We start from the raw sequence: 18,643 nt of genomic DNA, 5'->3' as shown, positions 1-18,643 counted from the left end.
TGTCAGTCCAGCCGGTAGAAGGCCTGGATCGTGTCCCAGGCGTCCTGCGGATCGTCGGTCAGGTGGAACAGCTTCAGGTCGGCCGCGGAAATCGTGCCTTCCTCCACCAGCCAGTTGAAGTCGATCAGCCGGCTCCAGAACTCCTTGCCGAAGAGCACGATCGGGACCCGCTTGCTCTTGCCCGTCTGCACCAGCGTCAGCACCTCGAACAGTTCGTCGAGGGTACCGAAGCCGCCCGGGAAGGCGACCAGCGCCTTGGCGCGCATCATGAAATGCATCTTGCGCAGCGCGAAGTAGTGGAACTTGAACGACAGGCTGGGCGTGATGAAGCGGTTGCCGCTCTGCTCGTGCGGCAGCGCGATGTTCAGGCCGACGTTCAGCGCGCCGGCTTCGTGGGCGCCGCGGTTGGCGGCTTCCATGATGCCGGGACCGCCGCCGGTGCAGATGTAGAGCCGCTCGTCCTCCGGCCGCGCCTGGCTGTCGGTGGCGACGAGGCGGGCGAACAGGCGCGCCTGTTCGTAGTAGCGCGCGTTCTTCACCTTCAGTTGTGCGAAGGCGATCGCCTCGGCATCGCCGGCCGTCTCGGCGGCGGCGAGCAGTGCGGCGGCTTCATCCGGCGGCAGGAAGCGGGCGCTGCCGTAGACCACGATCGTGTTCTGAATGCGCTGCGCGTCCTGGTCCAGGTCGGGCTTGAGCATCTCCAGCTGCATGCGCACGCCGCGCGTCTCGCGGCGGGTCAGGAACTCGGGATCGGCGAAGGCCAGCCGGTAGGCCTCGGGGTGCAGGGCGTTGCCGCTGTCGGAATGGGCACGGAGGGTCGCCCAGGCATCGGCGATCCGGTCGTCGTTGAGGTTGTGGGTGGAATCCATCCCGCCATCGTACGGGATGGCGATGACGGTTTTCGCGCGCTCAGGCGGTCCGGTCGAGCAGGCCCAGGTCGCGCAGCGCCACCGTCATCGCACCGTACTGGCGGTCGAGGTAGCCGGCCGCATCGGCGCCCGCCACGAAGTGCTCGCGCAGCTGGTTCGTGGCGACGAATTCCTTCCACTCCGGGGTGCGGGTGGCGGTCCGCAGCGCCCGCACCCAGTAGTCGAGCGCGGCAGGCGGGATGCCCTTGGGCGCGAGGATGCCCTGGGACGACACGCCGACCACGTCGAAGCCCTGCTCGCGCCAGGTCGGCACGGCGGCCAGTGCGCCGCCCAGCCGGTCCGCCGCGTCGACGGCCAGCACCCGGATGCGGCCGGCGTTCAGGTGCGCGATGACGTTCGGCGTGGAGCTCGACACCACGTCGATGTGGCCGCCGAGCAGCGCGTTCATCGACTCGGCCGATGACTTGAACGGCGCGACGGTCAGCCGGCCGACGTCCACGCCGCCGAGCTTCAACGGCCGCGCGATGCCGATGTGGATGTGGTTGCCGAGCGACGACGCGACGCCGATGCTATGCGCCTGCGGGTTCTGCCGCAGCCGGGCCGCGAGGTCGCGGGCATCGCGGATCGGCGAGTCGGCGCGGACCGCGACGGTGACGAACTCGTCCACCAGGATCGCGACCGGCGTGAAGTCGGCGATCCGGGCCGACAGCGTGCCGGTCGCGTGACCGGTCAGGAAGCTCGACGACAGGCTCGACAGCACATTGCCGTTGCCCGCGCTCTGCTGCAGCACGTGCAGGGCCAGCTGGCCGGCACCGCCGGCCTTGTTGCTGACCACGATCGACTTCGCGAGTTTCTGCGCCTCCAGGATCTGGCCGAGCCGCCGCGCCGCCATGTCGAGCGCCGCCCCGGCGCCCGACGGCACGATGTAGTCGACCCGGTCGGCCGGGGACCAGCCGCCGCCGGAAGCCCGCGCGGAACCGGCGCCGCAGGCGGCCAGCGCCGCGCCGGCAGCGGTGCGCAGGGCACCGCGGCGGCTGAGGGTGAAGGGGGTGGAGGAGGACGTGACGGGCATGGCAGCAGACGGGTCGGGAACGAAAACCCAGTCTAGGAAGCAACCCGCGCCGGCCGAACGACGCATTCCGTCCATCCTTATCCGGAAAACGCGCATCGGCGCGGCGGCTGCGGTGCTGCAATGCCGGGCATCCCTTTCCCATCCGGAGACACCCGATGAGCGCAGTCCTGAAAACCTCCCCGCACGCGGTCGACGTGCGGCCCCTGTCGGCCCACATCGGTGCCGAGATCCACGGCGTCGACCTGTCGCAGCCACTGCCCGCAGAGCAGGTCGCGGCGATCCGCGCCGCGCTGCTGCAGTGGAAGGTGGTGTTCTTCCGCGACCAGCCGCTCGACCATGCGCAGCAAGTCGCCTTCGCCCGCCAGTTCGGCGAGCCGACGGTCGGCCATCCGGTGTTCGGCTCGGATGCCGAATACCCGGAGATCTACTCGGTCGGCCGCAACCGCAAGCAGGTGCGCTTCTCGGGCCCGGCGAACATCCGACCCTGGAGCGGCTGGCACACCGACGTGACGGCGGCGGTCAATCCGCCGGCGGCGTCGATCCTGCGCGGCGTGACCATCCCGCCCTACAGCGGCGACACGCAGTGGACCAACCTGGAAGTCGCCTACCGCGAACTGTCGGCACCGCTGCGCGCCTTCGTCGACGGTCTGCGCGGCCTGCACCGGTTCACCGCGCCGCAGGGCGCAACCGCGAGCAGCCTGTTCGAGGACAAGGTGCGCCGCCGGCCGCTGCTGACCGAGCATCCGCTGGTGCGCGTCCACCCGGAGACCGGCGAGAAGTCGCTGCTGATCAGCCCGACCTTCCTGCAGAGCATCGTCGGGCTCGCGCCGCGCGAGAGCCAGGTCCTGCTGGAACTGCTGTTCGAGCACAGCGTGCGGCCCGAATTCACCGTGCGCTTCAAGTGGGAGCCGGGCTCGATCGCCTTCTGGGACAACCGCGCCACCGCCCACCTCGCGCCGCAGGACGTGTTCGCGACCGAATTCGACCGGCAGCTCTACCGCGTCACGCTCGGCGGCGAACCGCCGGTCGGGCCGGACGGCCGGGCGTCGGTCGCGCTGGAGGGCGACCCGATCACCGCGGCGCGCGCGCTGGAGGACTGAGCGCCCCGCGTGTCGGTCGGCACCGCGCCGGCCTTGACGCGGCGCACGGCGCATGGCGAAGAGCGGCGATGCGTCTAGGATGGCGCGCCCGCCACAGCCTCCGTCGCGCATGGACTCCCCATTCTTTGTCATCGCCCTCGGCGCCGCGCTCGGCGGCTTCGTGCAGGGCCTGTCCGGCTTCGCCTTCGGCATGACCGCGATGTCGGTCTGGGCCTGGACGCTGGAGCCGGCGCTCGCCGCGGCGCTGTCGGTGTTCGGGTCGCTGACCGGGCAGGTGATCGCGGCGGTCACGGTGCGCCGCGGATTCGACCTGCGGCGGCTGTGGCCGTTTCTCGCCGGCGGCGTGGCCGGCATTCCGCTCGGGCTCTGGCTGCTCGCGCGGGTGGACCAGACGCTGTTCCGCTGCCTGCTCGGCGGGCTGCTGGTGGTCTGGTGCCCGGCGATGCTGTTCGCCGCCAGGCTGCCGCGCATCCCCGATACCGGCCGCGTGGCCGACGGTGCGGTCGGCGTGCTGGGCGGCGCGATGGGCGCGCTCGGCGGCTTCACCGGCACGATTCCGACCCTGTGGTGCACCCTGCGCGGCCTGCCCAAGGATGCGCAGCGCAGCATCGTGCAGAACTTCAACCTCGCGATGCTGGCCGTCACCTTCGTGGTCTACCTCGGCCGCGGGCTGGCGACCGTGCAGATGCTGCCGCAGTTCGGCATCGTGGCGGCCGCGATGGCGGTGCCGGTGCTGATGGGCGGCCGGCTCTACACCGGGCTGAGCGACCTGGCCTTCCGGCGCATTGTGCTGGGCCTGCTGACCTGCTCCGGCATCGCGCTGCTGGTCGCATCGCTGCCAGTGCTGCTGGCCCGCGCCGGCGGCTAGATGCTACGCTTTCGATAGCTGGGTGCGCAGGCGGGACGGGCGCCAGGGCCCGATTCGCCTCGGATGCCGCCGGTTGCAGAGGCCTCCAGGGCACGGTTTATCATCGTCCGCTCTTCGCCGGCGCCGCAGCGCGCCCGCCTTCTTTCGCCGTCCGACGACCCGTGCGCCTCAATTCCATCAAGCTTTCCGGCTTCAAGTCGTTCGCCGAGCCGACCAACTTCCTGCTGCCCGGCCAGCTGGTCGGGGTGGTCGGGCCCAACGGCTGCGGCAAGTCCAACATCATGGACGCGGTGCGCTGGGTGCTGGGCGAATCCAAGGCGAGCGAGCTGCGCGGCGAGTCGATGCAGGACGTGATCTTCAACGGCACGACCCACCGCAAGCCGGCCAGCCGCTCTAGCGTGGAGCTGGTGTTCGACAACGGCGACCACCGTGCCGGCGGCTCCTGGAGTCGCTTCACCGAGATCGCGGTCAAGCGGGTGCTGACCCGCGACGGCACCAGCAGCTACTTCATCAACAACCAGCCGGTGCGCCGCCGCGACGTGCAGGACGTGTTCCTCGGCACCGGCCTGGGGCCCCGCGCCTACGCGATCATCGGCCAGGGCACGATCAGCCGGATCATCGAATCGCGGCCGGAGGAGCTGCGCCTGTTCCTGGAGGAGGCCGCCGGCGTCTCCAAGTACAAGGAACGCCGCCGCGAGACCGAGAACCGCCTGTCCGACACCCGCGAGAACCTGACCCGGGTCGAGGACATCCTGCGCGAACTCAACAGCAACCTCGAGAAGCTGGAGAAGCAGGCCGAGGTCGCCCAGAAGTACAACCGACTGCAGGCCGACGTCACGCTGCGCCAGCACCAGCTGTGGTTCCTGAAGCGCGCCGAAAGCGAGGCCGACCAGGCGCGCATTAAGGCGGAGGCCGACCGCGCGGTGAACGACCTGGAGTCGCGCATCGCCGACCTGCGCCATTTCGAAGCCGACCTGGAAACCATTCGCCAGGCCCACTACGCCGCCGGCGACCAGGTGAACCGCGCGCAGGGCCTGCTCTACGAAGCGAGCGCCGAAGTCGGCAAGCTGGAAGCCGAGATCCGCTTCGTCGTAGAAGGCCGGCAGCGGGTAGAGCTGCGGCTCGCCACGCTGCGCGAACAGCTCGGCCAGTGGGCCGCCCGCCGCGAAGAGGCCGAGATCGAGCTGGAGACGCTGGCCGAGCAGGGCGAGAACGCCGAGGAGCGCGCCGAAATCCTGGCCGCCCAGGTCGAGGAACAGGCTCAGTTGCTGCCCGACCGCGAGGATGCGCTGCGGCAGGCCCAGCAGCGCGCGAACGAGCAGCGCGGCACGGTCGCCCAGGTGCAGCAGCAGATCCAGGTGCTGGCCGCCGAGCAGCGCAACGTGGAGGAGCAGTCGCGCCAGCTGCAGCAGCGCCGCGAGCGGCTGACCGCCGACCGCAACGCGCTGGCCGCGCCGGACGAGGTCCGGCTGCGCAACCTCCAGGAACAGCTCGACGCCGCCCGCGAAGCCGCCGAGGAAGCCGCCGCCCGCCTGCACGACCTGCAGGAATCGGTGCCGCAGCTCGACGACGACCGGCGCGCCCGCCAGCAGGCGGTGAATGCCGAATCGGCGAAGCAGGCCGACCTGTCGGCCCGCACGGAGGCGCTGAAGGCGCTGCAGGAGAAAGTCCGCACCGACGGCAAGCTGCGGCCCTGGCTCGCGAAGCACGGCCTGGACGGGCTGGCCGCGCTCTGGACCCGGCTGCAGGTCCAGCCCGGCTGGGAAAGCGCGCTGGAGGCAGCACTGCGCGAACGGCTGGGTGCGCTGGAAGTCTCGCGCCTGGAGACGGTGCGGGCCTTCGGCAGCGACGCACCGCCGGCGCGGCTGGCCTTCTACAGCCCGCCCGTCGCGGCCGGCGCTGAACCCGCTGCGTCCTTGCCCCGGCTGGTGGACCAGTTGCGGCTGCACGATGCCGGCCCGCGCGCGCTGCTCGCCGGCTGGCTGCACGGCTGCTACACCGCCGAGAGCTTCGAGGCGGCGCTGGCCCAGCGCGACCGCCTCCAGCCCGGCGAGACGATCTACGTGACCGCCGGCCATGCGGTCACCGCCCACGGCGTCAGCTTCTATGCGCCCGATTCCGAGCAGGCCGGCCTGCTGGCACGCGCGCAGGAGATCGAGAACCTCGACAAGCAGTCCAAGGCGCAGGCCTTCATCGCCGAGGAAGCCCGCGCCGCGCTGGTGCGGGCCGAGGCGGCCTATGCCGACGCCTCGCAGCGCCTGGTGGCCGCCCGCCGCGAGAGCACCGAGAGCCAGTCCCGCGCGCACGAGCTGCAGGTCGAGACGCTGCGGCTCGCCCAACTGGCCGAGCAGGCGCGCGCCCGCAGCGAGCAGATCGCCGGCGATCTGGCCGAGGTCGATGCGGCGCTGGAAGACCTGCAGGAGCGCCGGGTGGTGGCCGAGGCGCGGTTCGAGGAGCTCGACATGCAGCTGGCCGACACGCAGGAGCGCCATGCCCAGCTCGACGAGAAGGTGATCGACGCCGAGCGCCGGCTGAACGAGGCCCGCGAGCAGCAGCGCTCGCTGGAGCGGCAGGCGCAGGAGGCGACCTTCGCCCAGCGCAGCCTGGCCTCGCGCCGGGCCGAACTCGGCCGTGCGGTGGACACCGCGGTGCAGCAGGCGCGCGCACTCGCCGACGAGCAGCAGCGCGCGCAGGACGAGCAGGCGCGCCTGTCCGACGCGGCGGCGCAGGGCGGTCTGCAGGCCGCACTGGAACTGAAGGCCGAGCGCGAAGCCACGCTGGGCGCCCAGCGCAGCGAATACGACGACCTGACCGCCAAGCTGCGCGCCAGCGACGAACGCCGGCTGCAGCTCGAACGCGCGCTCGACCCGCTGCGCCAGCGCATCACCGAATTCCAGTTGAAGGAACAGGCCGCGCGCCTGGGCCTGGAGCAGTACACCACGCTGTTGACCGACGCCCAGGCCGACCTGGACGCGGTGGCGCGTTCCATCGCCGACGGCAACGTGCGCGCCACCGGCCTACAGGGCGAGATCGACCGCGGCCACCGCGAGATCGCGGCGCTCGGCGCGGTGAACCTGGCCGCACTCGAGGAACTGGGGACGGCCCGCGAGCGCAAGACCTTCCTCGACGCCCAGACCGCCGACCTGACGGAAGCCATGAACACGCTGGAGGACGCGATCCGCAAGATCGACGCCGAGACGCGCGAGCTGCTGGTCGGCACCTTCAACGTCGTCAACGGGCATTTCGGGCGCATGTTTCCCGAGCTGTTCGGCGGCGGCAACGCCAAGCTGATGATGACCGGCGAGGAAGTGCTGGACGCCGGCGTGCAGGTGATGGCGCAGCCGCCGGGCAAGAAGAACCAGACGATCCACCTGCTGTCGGGCGGCGAGAAGGCGCTGACCGCGATCGCGCTGGTCTTCGCCATCTTCCAGCTGAATCCGGCGCCGTTCTGCCTGCTCGACGAGGTCGATGCGCCGCTGGACGACGCGAATACCGAGCGCTACGCCAAGCTGGTGAGCGCCATGAGCCGGCAGGGCACCCAGTTCCTGTTCATCAGCCACAACAAGATCGCGATGGAGATGGCCGAGCAGCTGATCGGCGTCACCATGCAGGAGCAGGGCGTCTCGCGCATCGTCGCGGTGGACATGGAGTCCGCCCTCACGATGGCCGAAGCCGCCTGACCCATCCCTCCGAAGGAACCCGACCATGAGCACCTTGCAGATGAGCCTGGCGATGGCCGGCGGCGTCGTCCTCGCCGCCATCGTCGCCCACAGCGCCTGGACCTCGCGGCGCAACACCCCGAAGCAGGCCGAACCGGTCGCCGAGGACGAAGCCGCCGCCGCCGGCGCCGCCGAGCGCCGCGAACCCGGCTTCGACGGCGAGGCGCTGCCCGTCGTCGGCGCCACCGACCCGGCCTTCGGCCATGCGACGACCGGCGAACGCCGCCCCGGCCTCGACCCGCTGATCGACGTGATCGCGCCGCTGGCGCTCGACCACCTGGTGTCGGGCGATGCCGCGCTGGCCGCCCTGCCCAAGACCCGCCGCGCGGGCAGCAAGCCGTTCGCGATCGAGGGGCTGAACGATGCGACCAGTCAGTGGGAAATGCCGGTCGCCGGCCAGCGCTACCGCGCCTTCCAGGCGGGCGTGCAGCTGGCCAACCGGACCGGCCCGCTCAACGACATCGAGTATTCCGAGTTCGTGATGAAGACGCAGGCGTTCGCAGACGCCCTGAACGCCTCGACCGATTTCCCGGACATGCGCCACGAAGTCGCGCGGGCCCGCGAGCTCGACCAGTTCGCGAGCGACCACGACGCGCAACTCGCCTTCGTGCTGCGCGCCCGCGCCGCCGCCTGGAGCCCCGGCTACGTGCAGCAGAACGCCGCACGGCTCGGTTTCGCGGCCGGCGCGATCCCCGGCCGGATGGCGCTGCCGGCGGCCACGCCCGGGCTGCCGCCGGTGCTGACCCTGTCGTTCGACACCCAGGCGGCCCTGGCGGACGACCCGGCGCAGTCGGCGATCCGCGATGTGGTGCTGAGCCTCGACGTCGCCCAGGTGCAGCGTGAGGAGCGGGCCTTCGCGCGGCTGCGCGAAATCTCGGCAGCGCTCGCCCAGACGATGGACGGCGTGGTCGCCGACCAGAACGGCCGGCCGCTGCGCGAGGAAGCGATGGACACGATCGGCGCCGACCTGGAAAAGCTCTACGACACGCTCGACGCCCGCGACCTGTCGGCCGGCTCGCTGCAGGCCCGGCGCCTGTTCGGCTGACCGCCATGACTTCGCATGAAAAATCGGGCTCCGCGCCCGCCGGTGCTGCGTCTCCAGCTATCGAAATCGAAGCGCTGCGCCGCCGGATCGACGCTTGGGCGCACGAGTACTACGTGCAGGACGCGCCCTCCGTGCCCGACGCGGAATACGACCGCGCCTTCCAGCGGCTGCAGGCACTGGAGGCGCTGCACCCCGACCTGATCGCGCCCGATTCGCCGACCCAGCGGGTCGGCGGCGGCGTGCAGGAAGGCTTGGTGGCGGTGCGCCACGCGGTGCCGATGCTGTCGATCCACACCGAAACCGACACCACCCCCGCCGGTGCCGCCGCCTTCGACGCCCGGGTGCGCAAGGAGCTGAAGCTGCCGCCGGACGCCCCGGCGGTCGCGTATTGCTGCGAGCTGAAGTTCGACGGCCTGGCGATCAACCTGCGCTATGAGGCCGGCCACTTGGTGCAGGCGGCCACCCGCGGCGACGGCGAGATCGGCGAGGACGTGATCCACACGATCCGCACCATCGCCTCGATTCCGAAGCGCCTCAAGCGGGTGACCGCGGCGGTGCTGGAAGTGCGCGGCGAGGTGTTCATGCGCCGGGCGGCCTTCGACGCACTCAACGACCGCCAGCGCGAGGCCGGCGGCAAGACCTTCGTCAATCCGCGCAACGCCGCCGCCGGCGCGGTGCGGCAGCTCGACTCCGCCATCGCGCGGCAGCGGCCGCTGGATTTCTATGCCTACGGCCTGGGCGAGGTGGACGGCTGGGCGCCGCCGCCGACGCACAGCGGCACCCTGGACGCGCTTGCCGCGATGGGCCTGCCGGTCAACGACGACCGGACCGTCGCCGCGGGGCCGGAAGCGCTGGCCGCGTACCACGCGAAGATTGCCGCGGCGCGCGACGGGCTGCCGTTCGACATCGACGGGGTCGTCTACAAGGTGGACGACCGGGCGCTGCAGCTGCAGCTGGGTTTCAAGTCGCGCGAGCCGCGCTGGGCGGTGGCGCACAAGTACCCGGCGCAGGAGCAGATGACGACCGTCGCCTGCATCGACGTGCAGGTCGGCCGCACCGGCAAGCTGACGCCGGTGGCACGGCTCGCGCCGGTGTTCGTCGGCGGCGTGACGGTCACCAACGCCACGCTGCACAACCTGTTCGAGCTGCGCCGCAAGGACGTGCGGATCGGCGATACGGCCATCGTGCGCCGGGCCGGCGACGTGATCCCCGAGGTGGTGGGCACGCTCGCGACCGAGCGGCCGCGCCATCCCTACGTGCCGAATTTCCGCATGCCGCGCCATTGCCCGGTCTGCGGCAGCGACGTGGTGCGGGAGCCGGGCGAGGTCAACCACCGCTGCTCGGGCGGCCTTTTCTGCGCGGCCCAGCGCAAGGAGGCGATCCTGCATTTCGCGCAGCGCCGCGCGATGGACATCGAGGGCCTGGGCGACAAGTTGGTCGACCAGCTGGTGGAAAGCGGCACGATCCGCACGCTGCCCGACCTGTACCGGCTCGGCCTGACGACGCTGGCCGCGCTCGACCGCATGGCCGAGAAATCCGCCGGCAACCTGGTGGCGGCGCTGGAAGCGTCGAAGCAGACGACGCTGCCGCGCTTCCTCTACGGCCTCGGCATCCGCCATATCGGCGAGGCCACTGCGAAGGACCTGGCACGGCATTTCGGGAGCCTCGACGCCATCATGGACGCGGACGAGGCGGCGCTGTTGGAGGTGGACGACGTCGGCCCGATCGTCGCGACCGCGCTGCGCACCTTCTTCGACCAGCCGCACAACCGCGAGGTGGTGGAGCAGCTGCGCGCCTGCGGCATCGCCTGGCCCGAAGGACCGCCCGCCGAACGTACCGCACTGCCGCTGGCCGGCAAGACCTTCGTGCTGACCGGCACGCTGCCGACACTGTCGCGCGAGGACGCGAAGGAGCGGCTGGAAGCGGCCGGCGCCAAGGTGGCGGGGTCGGTCAGCAAGAAGACCGACTACGTGGTGGCCGGCGCGGAGGCGGGCAGCAAGCTCGACAAGGCGCAGGCACTCGGCATCGCGGTGCTGGACGAGGAAGGGCTGCTGGCGATGCTGCCCGGCTAGACCGGCGCTTTACGGAAGCCGGGCGGGAGCTTTACCCAGCGTTACCCGTGTAAAGACGTGCGTTTGTCGTCGTCGTCCGCAGATGGAGCGTTGGACGCCCATGTTTTGCGGAGACACCCCATGACCCTCGCTCGAACCCTCGGACTCGCCACGCTCGGTGGCGCATCGCTGCTGCTGACCGGCTGCGTCGTCGCGCCGGTCGATGGATACGCCACCTATCCGACCTACGGCGGTTACTTCCAGACGGCGCCGGTCTATGCTGCGCCGGCTCCGGTCGTGGTGTCGCCGTCGATCGGCTTCTCGTACAGCCGCGGCTCCTACTACGGCCCGCGCGGGTACTACGGTGGCCGGGGCTATTACGGCGGCCGCGGACGCTACTGGCGCTGACGGCGGGCGGTGCCGCTCAAGCCGCGCTGTCGTCGCGCGGCTCCGGCCGGCACCAGAGCCACGCGAGCACCCCGTCCATGCAGGCGAGTGCGAGCGATGCGGTCCAGGGCCGGTGCATCGTCGCCAGCACCAGGAGCGCGCAGGCCGCCATCGCCGCGGTGGCGCTCCACTTGGCCCGGCGGCTCATCCGTCCGCCGTCCTCCCAGTTCCGCAGCAGCGGACCGAACCAGCGGTGGCGCAGCAACCAGCCGTGCAGGCGTGGCGATCCCCGGGCGGCCGCCCAGGCGGCGACGATGATGAAGACCGTGGTCGGCATGCCCGGCACGAAGATGCCCACCACCCCCAGCGCGATGCACACGGCCGCCAGCACGGCCATCAGCCAGCGCAGCGGCGCCGGCAGCAGCCGGGGCGACGAAGGGGCGGCGGGGAGGGTCGGCATGGAGTATCGATTGTGCGCCCGGCTGCTGCGGCCGGCACGGCGCGCTAAGCTCGACGGTCCTGCATCCTCCCCGCACGACCATGGCCATCCGCGACATCCTCAAAATGGGCGATCCCCGCCTGCTGCGCATCGCGCGACCGGTGCCGGCGGAGATGATCGGGTCGCCTGCGCTGCATGCGCTGATCGGCGACCTGGCCGACACGATGCAGGCGGTCAACGGCGCCGGCCTGGCCGCGCCGCAGATCGGCGTGGACCTGCAGCTGGTGATCTTCGGCACCGATGCGCCCAACCCCCGCTATCCCGGCGCGCCGGTGGTGCCGCGCACCGTGCTGCTCAATCCGGTGCTGGAGCCGATCGGCAGCGAGGAAGAGGAGGGCTGGGAGGGTTGCCTGTCGGTGCCCGGCCTGCGCGGCGTCGTGCCCCGCCATGCGAAGCTGCGCTACCACGGCATCGATGCCGAGGGCCGTCCGATCGACCGGACGGTGGACGGTTTCCACGCCCGGGTGGTGCAGCACGAATGCGACCACCTGATCGGCGTGCTGTACCCGATGCGGGTCCGCGACTTCAGCCGCTTCGGTTTCACGGAGGTTCTGTTCCCGGGGCTCGACCCGGCGGACGACGACTGATCGCGCCGCTGCCGGGCCGCCGGCGCACCGTCAGTTGTAGCGCCCGCTGCTGCCGCCGAGGCTGAAGCGCCCGGCGCCCAGGAAGCCGACCGCCGCCGCGGCGAACAGGAACATGCCCTGCAGCTCCAGCTTCCAGCCGCCGGTGTTCGACAGGGCGAACAGGTCCTTGCTGTGGGCCAGCCAGATCGCGAACACCATGTTGATCGCCACCACCCAGGCGGCCGGCCGGGTGAACAGGCCGACGATCAGCAGCAGCGGCGCGACGATCTCGCCGACGTACACCAGGTACGCCATCGCGCCCGGCAACCCGTTCGAGGCCAGCATGCCGGCGATGCCGTCCACGCCCTTGCCGAGCTTCGCGACGCCGTGCAGCAGGATGAGGATGCCGAGGGACACGCGCAGGACGAGCTTGCCGGTATCGTCGGATCGGACCATGAGAGGCCTCCAGGACAGTTGTGGAAGCCGGATTGTGGCGGAGCGCGACGGGCCCTGCGGACGACGCTCCCGGACACCGCCACCCGCCGGAGCCGCCCGTACACTGCCGTGCAGTCGTCGATCCGAGGAGTCCTTGCCATGCCGTCCCCCATTCCATCCCTCCGCCCGCTGCGGCCTGCTCGCCCGTTCGTGGCGGTCCTGCTCGCCGCCCTCGCGGCCACCGCGCTGCCGGCCCACGCCGGCAAGACGCTCGACGCGGTCAAGAAGCGCGGCAGCGTCAAGTGCGGCGTGACCAACGGCGTGGCCGGCTTCTCGGCACCCGACACCCAGGGCCAGTGGTCGGGCCTGGACGTCGACAGCTGCCGCGCCATCGCCGCCGCGGTGCTGGGCGACGCGAAGAAGGTCGAGTTCGTGCCGCTCAACTCGCAGCAGCGCTTTTCGGCCCTGCAGGCCGGCGAGATCGACATCCTGGCGCGCAACACCACCTGGAACCTGACCCGCGACGCATCGCTCGGCTTCCACTTCACCACCATCAACTACTACGACGGCCAGGGCTTCCTGGTGCCGAAGAAGCTGAAGGTGACCAGTGCCAGGCAGCTCAAAGGCGCGACCGTCTGCACCCAGTCAGGCACCACCAACGAGAAGAACGTGGCCGACTGGTCCCGGGCGCAGGGCGTCGCGCTCAAGACGCTGGTGTTCGAGAGCTTCGAGGCGTCGTACAAGGCCTTCTTCGCCGGCCGCTGCCAGGTGTTCAGCACCGATGCGTCGGCGCTCGCCGGCCTGCGCAACAAGGAGGCGCCGAACCCGGACGACTACGTCGTGCTGCCCGAGCTGATCTCCAAGGAACCGCTCGCGCCGCTGGTGCGCCGCGGCGACGACGAGTGGTTCGCGATCGCCAAGTGGGTGCCGAACGCGCTGATCGAGGCCGAGGAACTGGGCATCACCCAGGCCAACGCCGACCCGCTCAAGGGCAGCAGCAAGGACCCGGCGCAGCAGCGGCTGCTCGGCACCGGCGACGACCTGGGCAAGCTGCTCGGGCTGGACAAGGACTGGTCGTTCCGCGCGATCAGGGCGGTCGGCAACTACGGCGAGATGTTCGAGCGCAACGTCGGATCGAAGTCGGTGCTGAAGCTGCCGCGCGGCGCCAACAACCTCTGGAACAAGGGCGGCCTGCATTACGCGCTGCCGCTGCGATGACACCGCCGCGCCGGCGGGACGCCTGGCTGGCGGTGGCGCTGCAGCTCGCGCTGGTCGCGGCGGTGGCCGGCGCTGCCGTCTGGCTGGTGCACCACGCGCTGGAGACGCTGCGCGCCCGCGGGGTGCGGTCGGGGTTCGACTTCCTGTTCGACTCCGCCGGCTTTTCCCTGTCGGAAGGCTGGATCGCGTTCGATGCCGGCCAGCCGTTCTGGCGGGCGTTCCTGGCCGGGCTGGTGAACACGGTGCGGGCGGCGGTGCCGGCCGTGGCGATCGCGGTGACGGTGGGCACCCTGCTCGGCATCGGGCGGCTGGCATCGCATGCGCTGCTGCGCGGCATTTGCGGTGCTTATGTCGAGCTGGTCCGCAACGTGCCGCTGCTGCTGCAACTGCTGATGCTGTATTTCGCCCTGACCCAGCTGCTGCCGGACGCGACCGAGCCGCTGGAGCTGCTGCCGGGCATCTGGCTCGGCAAGGGCGGGCTGGCATTGCCTTGGCCGGTGGACGGCCGGTGGGAATGGCCCGAGCGCGGCACCTTCGGTGTGACGGGCGGTGCCGCCCTCAGCCCGGAATACCTGGCGATCACGCTGGCCCTGGGCTTCTACAGCGCGGCCTTCGTCGCCGAGATCGTGCGCGCCGGCATCGGCTCGGTCGCACGCGGGCAGGTGCTGGCCGCGCAGGCGCTCGGCCTGACCGGCGCGCAGGAACTGCGGCTGGTGGTGCTGCCCCAGGCGCTGCGGGTGATCGTGCCGGCGCTCACCAACCAGCTGCTCAGCCTGACCAAGAACTCGTCGCTCGCCGTCGCGGTCGGCTATCCGGAACTGGTGTCGGTCGCCAACACCTCGCTCAATTCCACCGGTCGCGCCTTCGAGTGCATCGCGGTGGTGATGGCGGTGTACCTCGCGCTGTCGCTCGCGATCTCCGCCGCGATGAACCGGTACAACGCGCACGTCGCGCTGCGGGGCTGGTCGTGATACGGGCGCACGCCGGCTGGCGCGGCGAGCTGTTCGGCTCGCCGCTGCGCGCGGCGACCAGCGTGGCGCTGCTGCTGGCGCTCGGCTGGACGGGCTGGCATGCGCTGCAGTGGGCGGTGCTGGATGCGGTGTTCCGCGCCGATGCCGACGCTTGCCGCGCGGCGCGCCATGCGGCCTGCTGGGGCGTGGTCGCCGAGAAATGGCGGCCGATCCTGTTCGGCCGCTATCCGTTCGATGCGCAATGGCGCCCGGCGGTCGCAGTGATCCTGCTGTCGGCGCTCACGGTGGGGAGCGCCTGGCCGCGCACCTGGCGCTGGTGGCTGGCGCCCGCGTGGGTGGCGGTGCTGGCGCTGTTCGTCGTGCTGATGCGCGGCGGCGTCTTCGGGCTGGAGCCGGTGCCGACCAGCCGCTGGGGCGGCCTGCCGCTGACGATCGGCCTCGCCGTGGTCGGGCTGGCGCTGGCCTTTCCGCTCGCGCTGGTGCTGGCGCTCGCCCGCCGGTCGCGCTGGCCGGCGGTGCGCACGCTGGCGGCGAGTTACGTGGAACTGGTGCGCGGCGTGCCGCTGATCTCGGTGCTGTTCATGGCGTCCTTCCTGCTGCCGCTGATGTGGCCTTCGGGCTGGCATCCGGATGTGCTGCTACGGGTGCTGGCCGGCCTGTCGCTGTTCGTGGCGGCCTACCTGGCCGAGGTGATCCGCGGCGGCCTGCAGGCGGTGCCGCGCGGGCAGGTCGATTCGGCGGTCGCGCTCGGCATGAGCGCTTGGACGGTGCAGCGCCAGATCGTGCTGCCGCAGGCGCTGCGGGCGGTGGTACCGGCGCTGGTGAATATCGTCATCGGCACGCTGAAGGACACCTCGCTGGTCACGGTGGTCGGCCTGTTCGAGCTGACCGGCGCGCTCGGCCTGGCCCTCGGCGGCGATCCGGTCTGGCGGCCGTTCTACCTGGAGGGCTACCTGTTACTCGCGCTGCTGTACTGGACGATGTGCTTCGGCCTGTCGCGCTACAGCCGCTGGCTGGAGCGGCGGCTGGCCCGCGGCGCGGTGTAATCGGGATTTGCTACTTTTTCGATAGCTGTTTGCGCAGGTGGGACGGGCGCTGGAGCCCGATTTTCATCCGAATCAGGAGCCGATCGCCGCCAGCAGTTCCTTCTCGATCGCCAGCTGTGTGCGGTTGTGCTGCAGGCCCGGGCCGTCGATCAGGAAGGTGTCTTCCACCCGCTCGCCGAGCGTGCTGACCTTGGCGAGCTGCAGGTTGAGCTTGTGGTGCGCCAGCACCCGGGCGATGGAATACAGCAGGCCGACCCGGTCGCTCGCCGAGATCGCCAGCAGCCAGCGCTGCGCCCGCTCGTCCGGCCGCAGCTCGACCCGCGGCGCGACCGGGAAGCTGCGCACCCGCCGCGACACCCGGCCGCGGCTCGGCGCCGGCAGCGGGCCGGCCGCCTCCAGCGTGGAGGCGAGTTCGGACTCGATCATGTGCACCAGCTCGCGGTAGTGCTCCGGCAGGATCGAGGTCACCACCTGAAAGGTGTCGAGCGCGTAACCGTTGCTCGTGGTGTGCACCCGCGCATCCAGGATGCTGAAACCCGCCTGGTCGAAATAGCCGCAGATCCGGGCGAACAGGTCGGGCGCGTCGGGCGTGTAGACCAGCACCTGCAGCCCTTCGCCGACCGGCGACTGGCGCGCGCGGACCAGGGTGCGCTGCTCGACCGGCCGCTCGCCGCCCGGCTTGCGCCGCTCCACATGGCGCGACAGCTGGCGGGCGTGCCAAGCGATGTCGGCCGCATCGTGGCGCATGAAGTAGCCGACGTCGAGCGTATCCCAGAGCCGCTTCTGGCCTTCGAACGGCTCGGCGTGCAGCGCCAGCAGCACCAGCGCGTCGCGCTTGCGCTGTTCGACCACCGCGTCCGCATCCGGCGCACGGCCGCCGAGCGCGCGCAGGGTGTAGCGGTACAGGTCTTCCAGCAGCTTGCCCTTCCAGGCGTTCCAGACCTTCGGGCTGGTGCCGCGGATGTCGGCGATGGTCAGCAGGTACAGGGCCGTGAGGTAGCGCTCCTTGCCGACGCGCTGCGCGAAGGCGGCGATCACGTCCGGGTCGCTCAGGTCGGACTTCTGCGCGATGTGGCTCATCGTCAGGTGCTGCTCGACCAGGAAGACGATCAGCTTCGTGTCCTCGGCGCCGATGCCGTGGTCGCGGCAGAACTTCTTCACGTCGCGCGCGCCGAGCTCGGAATGGTCGCCGCCGCGGCCCTTGGCGATGTCGTGGAACAGCGCGGCGGTGTAGAGGATCCAGGGCTTGTCCCAGCCGGCCGCCAGCTGCGAGCAGAACGGGTACTCGTGCGCATGCTCGGCCATGAAGAAGCGACGCACGTTGCGCAGCACCATCAGGATGTGCTGGTCCACCGTGTAGACGTGGAACAGGTCGTGCTGCATCTGGCCGACGATGTTGCGGAACACCCGCAGGTAGCGGCCGAGCACCGAGGTCTGGTTCATCAGCCGCATCGCGTGGGTGATGCCCTCGGGCTGCTGCAGGATGCGCAGGAAGGTCGCGCGGTTGGCCGGGTCGTGGCGGAAGGCCGCGTCCATCACCTTGCGGTGGTTGTAGAGCGCCCGCAGCGTGCGGGCCGACAGGCCGCGCAGGCCCGGCTCGGTCTGGTAGAGCAGGAAGGTCTCGAGGATCGCGTGCGGCTCGCGCTGGTAGAGGTCGTCGCTCGCGACCTCGATCATCCCGGCCTTCTCGAAGAAGCGCTCGTTGATCGGGATCAGCGCATGGGTGGTCGGGTTCAGCCGCTCGCCGATGTTGAGCAGCAGGATCTGCCGCAGCTGGGTGACCGCCTTGGCGGCCCAGTAGTAGCGGCGCATCAGCGCCTCGCTCGCCCGCATGGCCAGGCGGGAGCCGTCCGGCGCCTGCGAGCGGTAGCCGAAGGACTCGGCGACGGCGGTCTGCAGGTCGAACACCAGCCGGTCCTCGCGGCGGCCGGCGATCAGGTGCAGGCGGGTGCGGATCAGGCTCAGCAGCGCCTCGTTGCGCTTGATCTCGCGCACCTCGAACGGCGTGGCCAGCCCGTCATGCGCCAGCGCGTCCCAGTTGTCGCCGAAGCCCGCGGCCCGCGCGACCCACAGGATCACCTGCAGATCGCGCAGCCCGCCGGGCGATTCCTTGCAGTTGGGCTCCAGCGCGTAGGGCGTGTCCTCGAACTTGTGGTGGCGCTGCCGCAGCTCGTGCATCTTGGCCGCGAAGAAGGCCTGCGGGTCGAGCGCCGCGCGGAAGGCCTTGCGGAAGCGGTGGAAGAGGGTGGCGTCGCCGACCAGGCGGCGCGCCTCCAGCAGCGAGGTCTGCACCGTCACGTCGCGCGCCGCCTCGTCCAGGCATTCGCCGGCGGTGCGCACGCTGGAGCCGATCTCCAGGCCCGCATCCCAGCAGCTGCCGATGAAGCCTTCGATCTTCAGGCGCAGCGCCTCGTCGCCGTCGGGCGAGCAGCCGTCGGGCATCAGCACCAGCACGTCGATGTCGGAATGCGGGAACAGCTCGCCGCGGCCGTAGCCGCCGACCGCCAGCAGCGCGAAGCCGGCGGGCAGCCCGGCCCGGTCCCAAAGCTGCTGCAGCAGGCCGTCGGACAGCCGCGCCAGCTGGCGCAGCAGCGCCTGCACTGCACGCGCCGAGGCCCCGCCGGTGGCGGCAGAGGCGAGCAGGGCGGTCTTCTTCTGCCGGTAGTCGTCGCGCAGCGCGGGCAGGTCGGGGGAGGCGGTGGGCGTCATCGTGCGGGCGGGACGGCAGGGGTGGAGGATCGCCCGGCCGCACGCAAGAGCCGTGCGCACGGCCCGCGGGCGGGCGCGGTGCGGACCG

General features: G+C 71.1%; 15 protein-coding genes. 10 read left to right on the top strand and 5 right to left on the bottom strand.

The window, feature by feature from the left end:
* Positions 1-2 precede the first annotated feature (2 nt).
* Together QZ500_RS01705 and QZ500_RS01700 are read right to left on the bottom strand one after the other, a co-directional pair.
* Positions 3-869: a TIGR00730 family Rossman fold protein gene (locus tag QZ500_RS01705; protein WP_295850027.1), complete on the bottom strand. Its 867-nt coding sequence runs from the start codon at positions 867-869 to the stop codon at positions 3-5.
* A 40-nt stretch (positions 870-909) separates the two neighbouring features.
* Positions 910-1,941, bottom strand: coding sequence for a tripartite tricarboxylate transporter substrate binding protein (locus tag QZ500_RS01700; RefSeq protein WP_295850025.1), 1,032 nt, complete (start codon positions 1,939-1,941; stop codon positions 910-912).
* A 155-nt stretch (positions 1,942-2,096) separates the two neighbouring features.
* Here QZ500_RS01700 and QZ500_RS01695 point away from each other — a divergent pair, with 155 nt between their 5' ends.
* From QZ500_RS01695 to QZ500_RS01670, 6 genes are all read left to right on the top strand, one after another.
* A complete protein-coding gene (locus tag QZ500_RS01695) occupies positions 2,097-3,041 on the top strand; it encodes a TauD/TfdA family dioxygenase (protein WP_295850023.1) in 945 nt (314 codons plus the stop codon).
* Between the two features lie 109 nt (positions 3,042-3,150).
* Positions 3,151-3,909, top strand: coding sequence for a sulfite exporter TauE/SafE family protein (locus QZ500_RS01690; RefSeq protein ID WP_295850021.1), 759 nt, complete (start codon positions 3,151-3,153; stop codon positions 3,907-3,909).
* Between the two features lie 161 nt (positions 3,910-4,070).
* On the top strand, positions 4,071-7,589 hold the full coding sequence (gene smc, locus QZ500_RS01685; RefSeq protein WP_295850019.1) for a chromosome segregation protein SMC: 3,519 nt from the start codon (positions 4,071-4,073) through the stop codon (positions 7,587-7,589).
* Between the two features lie 25 nt (positions 7,590-7,614).
* Positions 7,615-8,673 carry a cell division protein ZipA C-terminal FtsZ-binding domain-containing protein gene (locus QZ500_RS01680; protein WP_295850017.1) on the top strand — a complete coding sequence of 353 codons (1,059 nt, stop codon included), beginning with the start codon at positions 7,615-7,617 and terminating at the stop codon, positions 8,671-8,673.
* Between the two features lie 5 nt (positions 8,674-8,678).
* Positions 8,679-10,745: an NAD-dependent DNA ligase LigA gene (gene ligA / locus QZ500_RS01675; RefSeq protein WP_295850015.1), complete on the top strand. Its 2,067-nt coding sequence runs from the start codon at positions 8,679-8,681 to the stop codon at positions 10,743-10,745.
* A gap of 120 nt (positions 10,746-10,865) precedes the next feature.
* On the top strand, positions 10,866-11,132 hold the full coding sequence (locus QZ500_RS01670; protein WP_295850012.1) for a hypothetical protein: 267 nt from the start codon (positions 10,866-10,868) through the stop codon (positions 11,130-11,132).
* Between the two features lie 16 nt (positions 11,133-11,148).
* On the opposite strand, the gene QZ500_RS01665 is transcribed toward QZ500_RS01670, so the two are convergent.
* Complete coding sequence (locus tag QZ500_RS01665; protein WP_295850010.1) at positions 11,149-11,571, bottom strand: YbaN family protein; 423 nt, start codon at positions 11,569-11,571, stop codon at positions 11,149-11,151.
* A gap of 80 nt (positions 11,572-11,651) precedes the next feature.
* On the opposite strand from QZ500_RS01665, the gene QZ500_RS01660 reads away from it, so the two are divergent.
* On the top strand, positions 11,652-12,197 hold the full coding sequence (locus tag QZ500_RS01660; RefSeq protein ID WP_295850009.1) for a peptide deformylase: 546 nt from the start codon (positions 11,652-11,654) through the stop codon (positions 12,195-12,197).
* Positions 12,198-12,227: 30 nt separating this feature from the next.
* Here the strand turns inward: QZ500_RS01660 and QZ500_RS01655 are convergent, their stop codons facing one another.
* Complete coding sequence (locus tag QZ500_RS01655; protein ID WP_295849987.1) at positions 12,228-12,632, bottom strand: DoxX family protein; 405 nt, start codon at positions 12,630-12,632, stop codon at positions 12,228-12,230.
* A 138-nt stretch (positions 12,633-12,770) separates the two neighbouring features.
* Between QZ500_RS01655 and QZ500_RS01650 the strand changes: the two genes are divergently transcribed.
* From QZ500_RS01650 to QZ500_RS01640, 3 genes are read left to right on the top strand one after another with little or no spacing between them, the layout of a single operon-like run.
* On the top strand, positions 12,771-13,829 hold the full coding sequence (locus QZ500_RS01650) for an amino acid ABC transporter substrate-binding protein (protein WP_295849985.1): 1,059 nt from the start codon (positions 12,771-12,773) through the stop codon (positions 13,827-13,829).
* Positions 13,826-14,800 (top strand): ABC transporter permease subunit, encoded by a 975-nt coding sequence (locus tag QZ500_RS01645; protein WP_295849983.1) that lies wholly within the window; start codon positions 13,826-13,828, stop codon positions 14,798-14,800. The genes QZ500_RS01650 and QZ500_RS01645 overlap by 4 nt, the downstream gene beginning before the upstream one ends.
* Positions 14,797-15,846 carry an amino acid ABC transporter permease gene (locus tag QZ500_RS01640; RefSeq protein WP_295849981.1) on the top strand — a complete coding sequence of 350 codons (1,050 nt, stop codon included), beginning with the start codon at positions 14,797-14,799 and terminating at the stop codon, positions 15,844-15,846. Before QZ500_RS01645 ends, QZ500_RS01640 begins: the two co-directional genes overlap by 4 nt.
* 72 nt (positions 15,847-15,918) lie before the next feature.
* On the opposite strand, the gene QZ500_RS01635 is transcribed toward QZ500_RS01640, so the two are convergent.
* Positions 15,919-18,555, bottom strand: coding sequence for a [protein-PII] uridylyltransferase (locus QZ500_RS01635; protein ID WP_295849979.1), 2,637 nt, complete (start codon positions 18,553-18,555; stop codon positions 15,919-15,921).
* Positions 18,556-18,643 lie beyond the last annotated feature (88 nt).

The organism is uncultured Xylophilus sp. (genome assembly GCA_913776965.1).
Lineage (GTDB): Bacteria > Pseudomonadota > Gammaproteobacteria > Burkholderiales > Burkholderiaceae_C > Xylophilus.
Note: the sequence above shows the minus strand (reverse complement) of the source record. Positions and strands in the feature narration are given on the sequence as shown.

Bases quoted from the DNA above. Each gene is read 5' to 3' on its own strand.
- QZ500_RS01680 (WP_295850017.1), top strand. From the start codon at position 7,615: ATGAGCACCTTGCAGATGAGCCTGGCGATGGCCGGCGGCGTCGTCCTC.
- QZ500_RS01660 (WP_295850009.1), top strand. From the start codon at position 11,652: ATGGCCATCCGCGACATCCTCAAAATGGGCGATCCCCGCCTGCTGCGC.
- QZ500_RS01690 (WP_295850021.1), top strand. From the start codon at position 3,151: ATGGACTCCCCATTCTTTGTCATCGCCCTCGGCGCCGCGCTCGGCGGC.
- QZ500_RS01655 (WP_295849987.1), bottom strand. From the start codon at position 12,632: ATGGTCCGATCCGACGATACCGGCAAGCTCGTCCTGCGCGTGTCCCTC.
- QZ500_RS01695 (WP_295850023.1), top strand. From the start codon at position 2,097: ATGAGCGCAGTCCTGAAAACCTCCCCGCACGCGGTCGACGTGCGGCCC.
- QZ500_RS01635 (WP_295849979.1), bottom strand. From the start codon at position 18,555: ATGACGCCCACCGCCTCCCCCGACCTGCCCGCGCTGCGCGACGACTAC.
- QZ500_RS01665 (WP_295850010.1), bottom strand. From the start codon at position 11,571: ATGCCGACCCTCCCCGCCGCCCCTTCGTCGCCCCGGCTGCTGCCGGCG.
- QZ500_RS01670 (WP_295850012.1), top strand. From the start codon at position 10,866: ATGACCCTCGCTCGAACCCTCGGACTCGCCACGCTCGGTGGCGCATCG.
- QZ500_RS01650 (WP_295849985.1), top strand. From the start codon at position 12,771: ATGCCGTCCCCCATTCCATCCCTCCGCCCGCTGCGGCCTGCTCGCCCG.
- QZ500_RS01705 (WP_295850027.1), bottom strand. From the start codon at position 869: ATGGATTCCACCCACAACCTCAACGACGACCGGATCGCCGATGCCTGG.
- QZ500_RS01645 (WP_295849983.1), top strand. From the start codon at position 13,826: ATGACACCGCCGCGCCGGCGGGACGCCTGGCTGGCGGTGGCGCTGCAG.
- QZ500_RS01700 (WP_295850025.1), bottom strand. From the start codon at position 1,941: ATGCCCGTCACGTCCTCCTCCACCCCCTTCACCCTCAGCCGCCGCGGT.
- ligA (WP_295850015.1), top strand. From the start codon at position 8,679: ATGACTTCGCATGAAAAATCGGGCTCCGCGCCCGCCGGTGCTGCGTCT.